This window comes from Paraburkholderia phenoliruptrix, from assembly GCF_902859825.1.
GTDB classification, from domain to species: Bacteria; Pseudomonadota; Gammaproteobacteria; order Burkholderiales; family Burkholderiaceae; genus Paraburkholderia; species Paraburkholderia phenoliruptrix.
Genome location: NZ_CADIKB010000008.1, coordinates 41,871 through 54,485, shown reverse-complemented (window position 1 = coordinate 54,485; position 12,615 = coordinate 41,871). Strand labels below are relative to the sequence as shown.

13 protein-coding genes are annotated in these 12,615 nt (G+C 66.9%); all 13 read right to left on the bottom strand.

The window, feature by feature from the left end; all coding sequences use genetic code 11:
* Positions 1-239: 239 nt before the first annotated feature.
* The 13 genes from HV711_RS11285 to HV711_RS11225 are packed head-to-tail and all read right to left on the bottom strand — an operon-like array spanning position 240 to position 12,530.
* The gene (locus HV711_RS11285; RefSeq protein WP_035479525.1) at positions 240-485 is read right to left on the bottom strand and encodes a DUF2274 domain-containing protein; all 246 of its coding nucleotides are present in this window, start codon (positions 483-485) and stop codon (positions 240-242) included.
* Positions 482-1,756 (bottom strand): TraB/TrbI/VirB10 family type IV secretion system protein, encoded by a 1,275-nt coding sequence (locus HV711_RS11280; RefSeq protein ID WP_012202366.1) that lies wholly within the window; start codon positions 1,754-1,756, stop codon positions 482-484. The genes HV711_RS11285 and HV711_RS11280 overlap by 4 nt, the downstream gene beginning before the upstream one ends.
* Positions 1,757-1,758: 2 nt before the next feature.
* Positions 1,759-2,748: a P-type conjugative transfer protein TrbG gene (trbG, locus tag HV711_RS11275; protein WP_012202367.1), complete on the bottom strand. Its 990-nt coding sequence runs from the start codon at positions 2,746-2,748 to the stop codon at positions 1,759-1,761.
* Positions 2,745-3,449: a conjugal transfer protein TrbF gene (gene trbF, locus HV711_RS11270; protein ID WP_012202368.1), complete on the bottom strand. Its 705-nt coding sequence runs from the start codon at positions 3,447-3,449 to the stop codon at positions 2,745-2,747. Before trbF ends, trbG begins: the two co-directional genes overlap by 4 nt.
* 18 nt (positions 3,450-3,467) lie before the next feature.
* On the bottom strand, positions 3,468-4,841 hold the full coding sequence (trbL, locus tag HV711_RS11265) for a P-type conjugative transfer protein TrbL (protein ID WP_012202369.1): 1,374 nt from the start codon (positions 4,839-4,841) through the stop codon (positions 3,468-3,470).
* Positions 4,838-5,137, bottom strand: coding sequence for an EexN family lipoprotein (locus HV711_RS11260; protein WP_012202370.1), 300 nt, complete (start codon positions 5,135-5,137; stop codon positions 4,838-4,840). Before HV711_RS11260 ends, trbL begins: the two co-directional genes overlap by 4 nt.
* A gap of 12 nt (positions 5,138-5,149) precedes the next feature.
* The gene (gene trbJ, locus HV711_RS11255) at positions 5,150-5,875 is read right to left on the bottom strand and encodes a P-type conjugative transfer protein TrbJ (RefSeq protein WP_012202371.1); all 726 of its coding nucleotides are present in this window, start codon (positions 5,873-5,875) and stop codon (positions 5,150-5,152) included.
* Positions 5,872-8,325 (bottom strand): conjugal transfer protein TrbE, encoded by a 2,454-nt coding sequence (gene trbE / locus HV711_RS11250; protein WP_012202372.1) that lies wholly within the window; start codon positions 8,323-8,325, stop codon positions 5,872-5,874. The genes trbJ and trbE overlap by 4 nt, the downstream gene beginning before the upstream one ends.
* A gap of 15 nt (positions 8,326-8,340) precedes the next feature.
* Positions 8,341-8,613: a VirB3 family type IV secretion system protein gene (locus HV711_RS11245; RefSeq protein WP_003103993.1), complete on the bottom strand. Its 273-nt coding sequence runs from the start codon at positions 8,611-8,613 to the stop codon at positions 8,341-8,343.
* A complete protein-coding gene (locus tag HV711_RS11240) occupies positions 8,610-8,993 on the bottom strand; it encodes a TrbC/VirB2 family type IV secretion system protein (protein ID WP_012202373.1) in 384 nt (127 codons plus the stop codon). Before HV711_RS11240 ends, HV711_RS11245 begins: the two co-directional genes overlap by 4 nt.
* The gene (trbB, locus tag HV711_RS11235) at positions 8,990-10,054 is read right to left on the bottom strand and encodes a P-type conjugative transfer ATPase TrbB (RefSeq protein ID WP_035479522.1); all 1,065 of its coding nucleotides are present in this window, start codon (positions 10,052-10,054) and stop codon (positions 8,990-8,992) included. Before trbB ends, HV711_RS11240 begins: the two co-directional genes overlap by 4 nt.
* Positions 10,051-10,515: a CopG family transcriptional regulator gene (locus tag HV711_RS11230; RefSeq protein WP_012436232.1), complete on the bottom strand. Its 465-nt coding sequence runs from the start codon at positions 10,513-10,515 to the stop codon at positions 10,051-10,053. Before HV711_RS11230 ends, trbB begins: the two co-directional genes overlap by 4 nt.
* Entirely contained in the window at positions 10,512-12,530 is a 2,019-nt protein-coding gene (locus HV711_RS11225) for a conjugal transfer protein TraG (RefSeq protein WP_012436231.1), read from the bottom strand. Before HV711_RS11225 ends, HV711_RS11230 begins: the two co-directional genes overlap by 4 nt.
* Positions 12,531-12,615 lie beyond the last annotated feature (85 nt).

Below are 12,615 nucleotides of genomic sequence, written 5' to 3'. Positions count from 1 at the left end.
GCGCAAAAGGTCTTATGGGGCAATAGGTTAGCCTAGATTCGGGCTGCGGCGCGCGCTTGCTGCATTTCTGGCTAGGTGCCACATGGGCGCTTTGCGGTGGCAAACGCAGGGGCGCCGCAGCGGGCAAGATCGCATAGCCATCTTATGCCCCGGCCTGTCGCAATCCATCCCCAGAAAGCGAAAGCGCAACCCGAGGGCTGCGCTTTCATCGTGAGTGGGTGGTGGATGCGTCCACATCGTCAACCCGACTTCGGCGGTGCGGCCTTGCCCCTGCTTCCCTTTCTGAATCCCCGATCCCCCGCCATGAACGTCTCCAGCATGTGCGGGATCAACGTCGTTGCATCGACGGCCTCGCCATACGTCTGCGCGTGCAGTGCGGCGTAGGCGTCCAGGTCGGCTTTCAGGCTGGCCGGGCAGGTGAACGTCAGCTTCGTGCTACCGCTGGACGGCAACGGGCCGAGGCGGAGTTTTCGGGGGGTACTCATCGCGCACCTCCAAGCTGATAGAACATGGGTTGGTAAGGACGCAACACGAGGTCGCGCGCCACGATCACCCGAACCGGCAAGCCCGGTCGTGCTGTCAGCGTCGGCTGGATGTTCATGTTGCGCCGAGTGATCTCCTGGCCGACCTGATTGATGCTGTCCTGTGCGCTGTCGCGCCCGGCGATGACGATGCGGTTGCCGTCCTGGCGGTTCTCCGGCGCGGCCAGCTCGGCGCCCACGCCCAGCAGCGTCGTCAACACGGCGCCGGCGAAGACGCGGTTCCAGTGCCAGTCCACGTCGTCTTCCAGGCCGGCGTAGCCGGCCGGGTCGGTGCCCACGAGGTTGTCGAGCGTCAGCGATGACGTGTCGGGCAGGATGACCCGGTTCCATACCACCTGTACGCGGCTCTGCCCGTAGCTGACCTGGCTGTTGTAGCGCCCGAGGATGCGCGATCCCTGCGGGATCAGCAGGAACTTGCCCGTGGCCGTGTCATAGACGGGCTCCGTGACGGTGGCGATCACATCGCCCGGAAGATCGGACTTGATGCCTGTGACCAGCGCCCCGGCGATCACCGTACCGGCCATCACCTGATACGGCGACGCCGGCAGCGCCAGGTTGCCGGAATTGCGGGTTTCCGTAGAGCCGCCTTTCAGGAACGCCTCCTTCTGGTCTTGCCGGTTCTGCGTGGCGGTCGGGTCGGCGGGCTGGGCCGCCGTCGAGGCCGGCCCGGCGGCGAGCGGGTCGAAGGCTGCGAGCGCGCTTGCAGCACCCGGCGCACCCGGCGCCGCCTGCGCCACCGTTGCGGCCTGGCCTTGGCCCTGGCCGCCGGAGCGGAAGAACACCGACGAAGCCGCAGCGGCTTCCGCCTCTTTGCGCAAAGCGTCATTCGGATCGTGGCCGGGGGCCGCGTAAGCGGCTACGGCCGGCTGCTGCGAAGCGACGATGGCGGGGCCAAGATCGCCCGGCAGCGGCGGCCCCAACTCGGGCACCTTCCGCAGCTTCGAGTAGTCGGAAGGCAGGCCATCCAGCCCCTCGGACTTCGATACGCGATCCACGTTGTAAAGCTCGGTCTGTTCGCCAGTGCCGCGCCGATGCGGCTGCAATGACCAGATCGTGGCCCCGAGCACGGCGACCGACAGGCCGCCGACGAGGACGGCCAGCGTGCGCCGGTTCAGGCGCGTGACCGGACACGGCTGGGCGCGTAGCGCCACCGCCTCGGGCGCGACCTTGCCCGCCTGCGGCGTGGTGAGGTCGGGGGTGTCGTCCTGGCTCATGGTCAGTTCCCCCGCGTGCCGTCGGTGCGCTCGATCCGCACCACGTCGCCCTTGTCCCCGCCCAAGCGCAACTCGGCAGCGCCGAACAAGCGATCAACGATGAAATACGGCGAGCGGAAGCGGTAGTTCACCAATTGCCCGTCGCCCTGCGCACCGATCACGAACAGCGGCGGCAACTCGCCCTGGGCGATGCCGGCGGGAAACTGGATATATACCTTCTCGCCGTCATCGAAGGCGCGCAGCGGCTTCCACGGCGGATTGCTGCCACTGATGGCATAGCGGAAACGGATCTTCTCCAGCGACAGCCCGGTCTCGACCGGCGCGGCGGCGCTGGCCGCCTGCGCCTGGCGCTGCAAGGCGAGCATCTTGTCCTTGGGGTACTCCCAGGATATCGACGCCATCCATGTCTTCTCTGTCGAGGTCAGTTCCAGCAGATAGGTGCGTCGGCTGGTGGTTACAACGAGATTCGTCTTGAGGCCCGAGCGGATGGGCTTGACCATCACGTTCACGCGCAGCGCATCCCCGCTGCCGCTCGATGTGTCGCCCACGATCCAGCGCACCGTGTCGCCAGCGGCCACCGTCACCAGTTCCTCACCGGGCTGGAGCGCGATCACGGTCACGCGGCCCACGGCCGCATAGACCTGATACAGCGCGCCGTCCGTGAAAGGCCACACCTGAATCGCGTTGACGTAGCCCTCGCGCGTGGGCGCGACGCGCGCCTCGGTATTGGCCCGTGAGACGCGCACCTTCTCGTCGACCGGCTCCGGCGCCGGCTTGGCTTCTTCGCCCTCGGGCGCTGGCTTCAACTGTGCCGGCATCGGCAGCACCTCGGGCACAGCGACCGCCTCCACAGGTGCAGGCGGCTCCGGCAGCGGCTGCGCCTGCACCGGCTCATCGAGCGAGATGGTCGGCGGCGGCTTGCCCTGGGTGGCGCAGCCCGCCAGGGCCGCGAGCGCCAGCACGGAAACGTAAGTACGGAAAGACGGGTTCATGGCTTGGCTCCTTCGGAAGAATCCAGTTCGCGGCTCCACGACAGGCCGTTGACGTAGATGCCCAACGGGTTCTTGCGCAGGCGCTGTTCGGTGCGCGGGGTCTGCTGCACGATGGAAATCACCGCGTTCCAGCGTTCGGTGCCAGCAGGAGCGCCGTTGACGAAGCGTTGTTCCGTCCAGCGCACGTTGAAAGAGGCGTCGCTGGCGCGGGTCACGCTGGTGATCTGCACCGTCACCGACTCCTTGCCGATGCGCGCGAACGGATCGTTCACGCGGGCGTACTCGTTGAGCACCACGGCGCCCTTGTCGGTGGTGTAGTCGTAGGCGTCCAGCCAGTTCTGCCGCACCACGATCGGGTCGATGGACAGCGAGCGCACCAGGCCGATGAAGCGGCCCAGGTGGTAGGCGATCTGCGCATCGCTGGGCCGGTACGGCGTAGCGGCCTCGCCCACGGCGCGCACTTGGCCCGCGTTGTCCACCTCGATGACATAGGGTGTCACGATGGATTGCGCCGAGCGCCAGACCAGGCCCCCGGCCATCAGCACGGCCAGCGTGAGACAGCCGAAGGCCATGAAACGCCAGTTCTTCGCCTGCACGCGGGCCGAGCCGATGCGCTCGTCCCACACCTGTGCGGCGGATTGGTACGGAGTAGCAGGCTGCGGCGTGTCGGCATAGCGCACCTGCGGTCGTTTGAATCGCATGGGTGTTCTCCTTGAAGATCAGGAATCGGAATCGCGCAGACTCGGCCCCTGGCTGGAACTGCCGCCGTCGCCCCCGCGCAGCGTGTGGGCGGCGGTGGTTGCGGCATGGGTGAGTTGCTGGCGGCGATGCAGGCGTTTGGCCCAGGCGGGTTGCTCCTGCGGCGCGGTGGAGGGCGTATCACCACCAGACGCTGGGCCGCCCGATGCGGCGGCTGTACCGCCTCCCGCCGAAGTCGTGCCTTCCTGGCGGAAAGCTGCGGCGGCACGTTCCTTCATCGAACGCGCGCCATCGGCCACCTTCTGCCCGGCTGCCTGAGCGCCTGTCTTGGCGACATTGCCGAAGCCCGCAGCGGCACCCTTGAGGCCGCCGCCGGCCGAAGCGGAACCGGCCTGGAACGCCGACCGTGCACTGCTGGCAGCCCCAGCGGCAGCCCGCGCGCCGCTGCCGGCCAGCTTGGCGGCAGCGGGCGCCATGCGCGCTCCAGCAGCTACCGCGCCGCCGACGCCCGTGGCTGCGGCGCCGACGGCAACGGCAGCGCCCGCAGCGCCCAGCGCAGCACCGGCCATCGCACCCGCGCCAAGCTGCGGCCCGCCAGACACCAGCCCGGTTGCAATGCCTGGCCCGAAGATGCCCAAGGCCAGCAGGGTCAGCGAGGCCAGCATCACGACCACGGAGTGGTCGATGGATGGCTCGGCGGGATGTACCTGAAACTCGGCGAACAGCCCCGAGCCGATGCCCACAATGACGGCGAGCACCAGCACCTTGATGCCGGACGACACCACGTTGCCCAGCACCTTTTCGGCGAGGAACGCGGTCTTGTTCCACAGCGCGAACGGCACCAGCACGAAGCCGGCGAGCGTGGTCAGCTTGAACTCGATCAGCGTGATGAAAAGCTGGATCGCCAGCACGAAGAAGCACAGGATGACGATCAACCACGCGAGGAACATCACGACGATGGGCGTGATGTTCACGAACACCTCGGGGAAGCCCGCCATGTTGCCGATCTGCTCAAGGATCGGCGCACCGGCGTCGATGCCGACCTTGGCCAGCCGCCCAGGGTGTAGGAAGTTCTCCATGCTCAAGGTCGAGCCGCTGGCCGTTAGGCCCAGCCCGGCGAAGGAGCGGAACAGGATGCCGGCCAGCGTGTTGAAGTTGCCGATGATGTAGGCGAAGGCACCGACGTACAGCACCTTGCGGATCAGCTTGGCGATCACGTCCTCGCCCTGGCCGACGGCATGGCCCATCGCCCAGAACAGCCCGGCGATCGTCATGTCGATGACGATCAGCGTGGCGGTCAGAAACGCCACCTCGCCATGCAGCAGTCCAAAGCCCGAGTCGATGTAGCGCGAGAAGGTATCGAGGAAGCGGTCGATGATCGTTACGTCGTTCATGGTGAGTCCTCCTGCCCAGGCGCATCGGCATCGGCGGGTTCATCGAAGCTGGGCGGAATCGGCGGCAGGTCGGCTAGCGTCTGATACTCGCTCGGCCCGGTCTGGCCGGAGAGAAAGCGCCGCAGGTCGGCCTGGGCCACCTGCGCGCAAAACGCGCCGTCGTGCGCGCCCGTGCGGCACTGCGCGCGCAGCGTGTGCAACCGGGATGGATCGGCGGCCAGTGAAGCCACCGACAGCGGCTGATCGCAGCCGGACAGCAGGAACGCGAGAGCGAACACGACAGGCGCGTACTTCATGGCCGCACCTCGTCAGTGGTTGTAGAAATCGACGGCTTGCGGCGTGTACGGCGTGCCACTGCCCAGGAAGCGGCGCGTCATCTCACGTCCGCGCTCCGTGGCCGCCGCCTGCCGCGCCAGTTCCAGCGCGGCAGCGCGATCCTGCGTGATCTGGAGCCGCTGCGACTGGATCGACTGCTTGGCCTGCAAGGCCAGCAACTGGTTCATGGCCTGCATCGCCTGCAACGCACCTTCGGCTGACTGGCTCTTGCCCACGAGGTCGGCGAGCACGCTTTCGTCTTCGCCCAGGTTCTGCGAAACCTGGGCCTGCATCCGCATCGTGGTCTGCAAGCCGTTGAGCGTGTTCTTCCATCGCTCCTGCGTGTCGCGGTACATCTGGTCGCCGCTCACCGTGGCGGCGTACTGCTCGGGATACAGGCGCTGAAACTCCCGATCCAGATTCGTCACGTCGTAGGCCAGGCCGCGCGCCTGGTCGATCAGCCGCTGCGTGGTCGCCAGATTGGCGCGCAACTGGCCGACCACGCTGGATGGCAGGCTGGCGAGATTGCGCGCCTGGTTCATCAGCATCTGCGCTTCGTTCTGAAGCTGCTGGATCTGGTTGTTGATCTGCTCCAGCGTGCGGATCGCGGTCAGCGTGTTCTGCACGAGGTTGGTGGGATCGACCACGACCCATTGCGCATGGGCGGTGGCGGTGCAAAGCATGGCCGCGATTGCGGCGGCGACAAGACGCTTTTTCATGACAGGTTCTCCAGGGGTTGATCAGCGAGGGAACCCGGCGCAAGGCCGGGGAACGAGGGCAGCAGGTCGGCCGCCCAATCGAGGCCGCGATGGCGCAGCCAGGCGCCCGCGAAGCCGGGTACGCCGGCGTCCAGCAGCACGCGGTCTATGTCGCGCTGGTCTTGCGGCGTGGAAGCGCCCGCAAACGCCAGCGCGGCCGGCCCCAGGTCGAGGTCGAACAGGCGGTTGCCGAGGCGGGATTGGTAGTAGTAGTCGCGCTTGGGCTGCGCGGTGGCGACGATCTCGATCTGCCGGCTGTTGAGGCCGAAGCCTTCGTAGATCGTGCGAATCTGCGGCTCAGTCGCCTGCGGGTTCGGCAGGAAGATGCGGCTGGCGCAGCTTTCGATAATCGCGGGGGCGATGCTCGAATCCTTGATGTCCGCGAGCGACTGCGTGGCGAAGATCACCGACACGTTTTTCTTGCGTAGCGTCTTGAGCCACTGGCGGATACGCGCGGCAAACACCGGGTCATCGAGGAACAACCACGCTTCATCGAGGATCAGCAGCGTGGGCGATCCGTCGAAGCGTTCATCGAAGCGCGCAAAGAGGTAATGCAGCACGGCCATGACGGCGGCCTTGCTGTGCATCAGCTCCTCCATCTCGAAGCACTGCACGTCGGCCATGCCGAGCCGGTCGTGGTCAGCGTCCAGCAGCTTGCCGTGCGCACCACCGAGCACGTAGGGCGCGAGCGCCTGGCGCAGCGCGTTCGATTGCAGCAGCACCGACAGGCCGGTCATCGTGCGCTGCTCCACCGGCGCACCGGCGAGGCTTCCAAGCGCCGACCAGATAGCCGCCTTCTCGTCGGGGCCGACCGCCACGCCTTCGTGCAGCAAGCGGCCTTCGACCCATTCTGCGGCCCAGGTGCGGTAGCCCTCGCGGTCGATGCGTGCCAGGGGCTGGAAGGCGATTTCGCCATCCGTGCCCAGGTCGTAGTGTTCGCCGCCCAAGCCCAGGATCGTGGCCCGCATCGAGCGGCCCATGTCGAAGGCGAAGATGCGCGAACCGCGATAGCGACGGAACTGCATCGCCAGCGTGGCGAGCAAGACCGACTTGCCCATGCCGGTCGGGCCTGCGACCAGCGTGTGGCCCACGTCGCCGATGTGCGTCACCAGCCGGAACGGCGTCGCGCCATCGGTGCGCGTGACGATCAGCGGCGGGCCGTCGAGGTGGTCGTTCTTTTCCGGCCCCGCCCATACTGCGGACACCGGCATCATGTGTGCTAGGTTCAGCGTCGAGACGATGGGCTGGCGCACGTTGGCGTAAGCGTTGCCCGGAATGGATGACAGCCACGCATCCACGGCGTTGAGCGTTTCCGGGATGGTGACGAAGCCGCGCCCCTGGATGACCCGCTCCACCATGCGCAGCTTCTCGTCGGCTACGGCCGGGTCGGCATCGAGCACCGTCACCGTGGCGGTGAGATAGCCGAAGGCGACCTGATCGCTGCCCAGCTCCTGTAAGGCGGCATCGGCGTCGGTCGCCTTGTTGCTGGCGTCAGTATCGACCAACGGGCTTTCCTGCTGGAAGATCGTTTCGCGCAGCAGCGCGATGACGTTCTTCCTTTTTGCAAACCACTGGCGGCGCAGGCGGGTGAGTTCCTTTTCCGCCTCGGATTTGTCGAGACAGAGAAAGCGCGTACTCCAACGATATGCAAAGCCCAAGCGGTTGAGGTCGTCCAGAATCCCCGGCCAGGTCGAGGTCGGAAAACCGCGCACCGACACCACGCGCAGGTGCTGGTCGCCCAGCATGGGCGCCAGGCCACCGACCAGCGGCGAGTCGGTCAGCAGGGCGTCGATGTGGAACGGCACTTCGGGCACACCGACGCGGTAGCGCCGCGTCGAGATGGTCGTGTGCAGGTAGGTCAGCGTCTGGCTGTCATCCAGCCAGACGATTTCCGGCATCACGCCGTCGAGCAGGTCAAAGACGCGATCCGTTTCCGCGACGAAGGCTTGCAGCCGCTCGCGCCAGTCCACGCCATTCGTCGGTGTGTTCTCGTAGAGCATCTTGGCTGCACGGGCGCGGGATTCTTCCGGCGGCAGGTAAAGCAACGTCAGGTGATAGCCGCTCTCGAAGTGATGGCCCGATTCCTCGAAGGCGGCCCGGCGTTCTTCCTCCACCACCCACGAAAGCGGCTCGGGAAACTCCGAGTGCGGATAGTCGGCCGCAGGCCGGCGCTCGGCTTCGATGAACAGCGCCCAGCCCGATCCCATGCGGCGCAGCGCGTTGTTCAACCGCGCCGACGTGGCGATCAGCTCGCCTTGCGTCGCGCTGTCGAGGTCAGGCCCGCGAAACCGGGCCGTGCGCTGGAAACTGCCGTCCTTGTTCAAGACGACGCCCGGTGCGACCAGCCCGGCCCAGGGCAGCCAGTCGGCAAGCAAGGCCGGGCGCTGGCGGTATTCGGCGAGGTTCAGCATCGCGGCGTCCTCCCCTCACACGTCCAGCAGCGGGCGGTGCTTGATGTGCCGGGCGAAGACCTGCATGAACTGCGGATCGACGCGCGCACCCCACACCGCCAGCGAATGGCCGACGATCCAGAGCACGACGCCCGGAATCCACAGTTGCAGGCCCAGGCCGACAGCGGCGGCCAGCGTGCCGTTAGCGATCGCTACGGTGCGCGGCGCACCGCCCAGCAGAATCGGCTCGGTCAGCGAGCGATGCAGCGGCACCTCGAAGCCGTCCGCGAAGGTGTCAGGGGCACTCATACGACCGCCCCGCCGGAGAAGCTGAAGAACGACAGGAAGAAGCTCGAAGCGGCGAACGCGATGGACAGACCGAATACGATCTGGATCAGCTTGCGGAACCCGCCGGACGTGTCGCCGAACGCGAGCGCGAGGCCCGTGGCGATGATGATGATGACCGCGACGATGCGCGCCACCGGCCCCTGGATGGATTCGAGGATGGATTGCAGCGGGCCTTCCCACGGCATCGAGGAACCGGCGGCCTGCGCGGCTCCGGCCAGGAACAACAGCAACGCGGCCAGCAGCAGCCCTTGCCCCGCAGGACGGGCCAGGCAGCGCAGCCGCGCAAGACGCAAAGCCGGATTTGCAGAAAAACGGAAAGCAGGAATGGTCATCTGCGTCATGGCAGTTCTCCAAGTGAGTCAAGGGATGAGGAAGTCGCCGCAGCGGGTACGGCATCGGGGTTTGGCGACAACTCGGGAAACGGCGTGTCCAGCGCGTCCGCCTCCCAATCCGCCAATCGGTAGCCCACGCCGTCAAAGCCGACGACGCGGGCGATGCTCTCGATGCGGCGCTTGCGTCCGCGCCCGGCGATGTGGATGACCACGTTGACCGCTTCCGCGATCAGCGCACGGGGCGGGTTCTCCGCCACTTCGAGAATCAGTTGCTCCAGGCGCAGCAGCGCGCCCAGCGCGGAGCCGGCGTGGATGGTGGCGATGCCGCCGGGGTGGCCCGTGCCCCATACCTTGATGAGATCCAGCGCCTCGGCACCACGCACTTCGCCAACGATCACGCGATCCGGGCGCAGGCGCATGGAAGAGCGCACCAGCTCGGTCATCGACACCACGCCCTGGCGCGTGCGCAGCGGTACGTGATCGCGCGCCGCGCATTGCAGCTCCACCGTGTCTTCAAGCACCAGCACGCGGTCACCGGTAGCGGCAATCTCGGCGAGCAAGGCATTGGCGAGCGTGGTCTTGCCCGTGCTGGTGCCGCCTGCGATCAGGATGTTCTGGCGCTCGCGCACGGCGCGCACCAGCAGGCCCGCCTGCGCGGCGGTCATCATTCCGTCCTCGATGTAGCGCGACAGTGGGATCACGCCAAAGGCGCGCTTGCGCAAGGCGAAGGCCGGCCCCGGCGCGGCGGGCGGCAGGATGCCCTCGAAGCGTTCGCCCGTCTCGGGCAGCTCTGCCGTCAACAACGGCTGGCCCCGATGAACTTCCGTGCCAACGTGAGCTGCAACGAGGCGGATGATGCGTTCGCCATCGGCCTCGGACAGTTCCACGCCCATCGGCGCGCGGCCCGTGGACAGACGATCCACCCAGAGCGTGCGATCGGGGTTGAGCATGATTTCCACCACGTCCGGGTCTTCGAGCGCGGCAGCGATCAGCGGCCCCATGGCCGTGCGCAGCATCTGGATGCGGCGATCCAGCGAGGTGGCCGTGAAGGAGGAAGGAACGGCGCTCATAAGGCACGCTCCTGGGCATCCGCGACGGCCGCAGCGCCCTCCGGTCGCGTCGGATCGGTGTGCAGTTCCTCCACCACATCCCGCACCAGGCTGCGCCCGCGCAGCAAATGGCGACCGAGCTGCTCGACGAACTGCTCGAAGCGGGCCTTGCCCTGGGCGCGAGCGGCATCCTGATGGGCCTCGGGCACGGGTGTGCTCACCGTGAGGAAATAGCGGATGAACAGCGCCAATGTTTCGATGGCAATGTTCTGGTCGCGCTCCAGGCGCTCGGCGTGGCGCGACAGGCGGTCCAGCCGCTTGGCAATTGCCGCCTCGCGCTGGTCGGCCGCATCGGGCGACAGCCAGGAGGCCAGGGCCGCCGCGACGATGCTGGACTTGGACACGCCCTTCTTGGCGGCCAGTTCATCGAGCCGCTTGCTGTGCTCCGGCTGGATGAACACATTGAGGCGGTGTTGGGTCATAGGTCGATTCCGTCGTCAGGGTCGAGGGAAGCCAGCCGGGCCGTGCGCTGCAGGGCCGGATCGAGCTGGCGAGGAAGGGGATGCGGCATGTCGTCGTCATCGAGCAGCCCGAGGTCGGCTGCGGGCGCAACCAGGTCGGGGTCGTAGGTGACGGCTTCGGAAAGTTCGGGCTGGCGGCGTGGGCCGCTGTCGTCGGCCGAACCCAGGTTCTCCAGCCCATCGGCGGCGTCGGCCGTCGGTGCGACCGGCATGGCGGGAATCGCCAGCCCGCTCCAGTCGTCGGCGCGTTCCGGTGGCACATCGGCATAGCGCCCCTGCATGGACAGGGTTGCAAGCACCGGCGGCGGAAGCACGCGCCGCTTGAAATTGCTGTCCGCGTAGTAGCGCAGCTTCTTGGCCTTGATGGGCGCCACGCTGGACACCATCACCACGGCCTCGTCGGGCGGAAGCTGCATTACCTCGCCCGGCGTGAGCAGCGGACGTGCCGTCTCCTGGCGCGACACCATCAGATGCCCGAGCCATGGCGCGAGCCGGTGGCCGGCGTAGTTGCGCTGCGCGCGCAGCTCGGTCGCGGTGCCCAGCGTTTCGGAGATGCGCTTGGCGGTGCGCTCGTCGTTGGTGGCGAACGTCACCCGGACATGGCAGTTGTCCAGGATCGAATGGTTCTGGCCGTAGGCTTTGTCAATCTGGTTGAGCGACTGGGCGATGAGGAAGCTGCGGATACCGTAGCCGGCCATGAAGGCCAGGGCCGTCTCGAAGAAGTCGAGCCGTCCGAGCGCGGGGAACTCGTCGAGCATCAATAGCAGCTTGTGGCGGCGCGCGATGCCGTCGCTGCCGTCGAGCGATTCCGTCAGCCGTCGCCCGATCTGGTTGAGGATCAGGCGAATGAGCGGTTTCGTCCGCGAAATGTCCGAAGGCGGCACCACCAGGTACAGCGACACCGGATGCTCGGCCGCGATCAGGTCGGCAATGCGCCAGTCGCAGCGCGAGGTGACTTCGGCCACCGTGGGGTCGCGGTACAGGCCGAGGAATGACATGGCGGTGCTCAACACGCCGGAACGCTCGTTGTCCGATTTGTTCAGGACTTCGCGCGCTGCCGATGCCACCACCAGATGCGGCCCACCACCGATGTGCGGCGTGGTCATCATCCGATGCAGGGTCAGCTCGAAGGGACAGGCCGGGTCGCTGAGGAAGTTGGCGACTCCGCGCAGCGTCTTGTCTTCGCCTGCGTAGAGCACGTGCAGGATGGCCCCAACCAGCAGCGCATGCGAGGTCTTCTCCCAATGGTTGCGCCGCTCCAGTGCTCCTTCGGGATCGACCAGAATGTCTGCGATGTTCTGCACGTCGCGCACTTCGTGCGCGCCGCGCCTCACCTCCAGCAGTGGGTTGTAGGCCGACGACTTCGCATCGGTCGGGTTGAACAGCAGGCAATGCGAGAAGCGCGAGCGCCAGCCGGCGGTGATGCTCCAGTTCTCGCCCTTGATGTCGTGAATGACGGCCGATGCAGGCCAGCTCAACAAGGTGGGAACCACCAGGCCCACGCCTTTGCCCGAGCGGGTGGGCGCGAATGTCAGGACGTGTTCCGGGCCTTCATGGCGCAGGTACTGCTGGCGATGCAGGCCGAGGAACACGCCCGCAGGCTGGTCAAGGCCCGCCTTGTGGATGTCCTCCGCATTGGCCCAGCGGGCCGAGCCGTAGGTCGTGACCAGCTTGGACTGGCGCGAGCGCCAGATCGACATGCCGATGGCAACTACCATCGCGATCAGGCCGCTGCCTGCGGCAATGGCACCGCCCGCGTCGAAGATATGCGGCGCGTAGGCGTCGAAGAAGAACCACCACTCGAACAGGCCCCAGGGGTGGTAGACCGGCGTACCGAAGAAGTCGAACCACGGCGAGCCCAGGCGTAGCTGGTAGCCCAGGGCCGCTGCTGTCCATTGCGTGGCGCTCCATACGCCAGCGATCACGATGCCGAAGACGACGGCAATCTGACCGAACAGCACGTTCGTTCCTTGCATTGGTCAACCTCCCACTACGGCACAGGAACGTGCCGTAGTGCCGAGGATCAAGGCGAGCGTGCAGGCCGGTCAAAGACCGTTATGG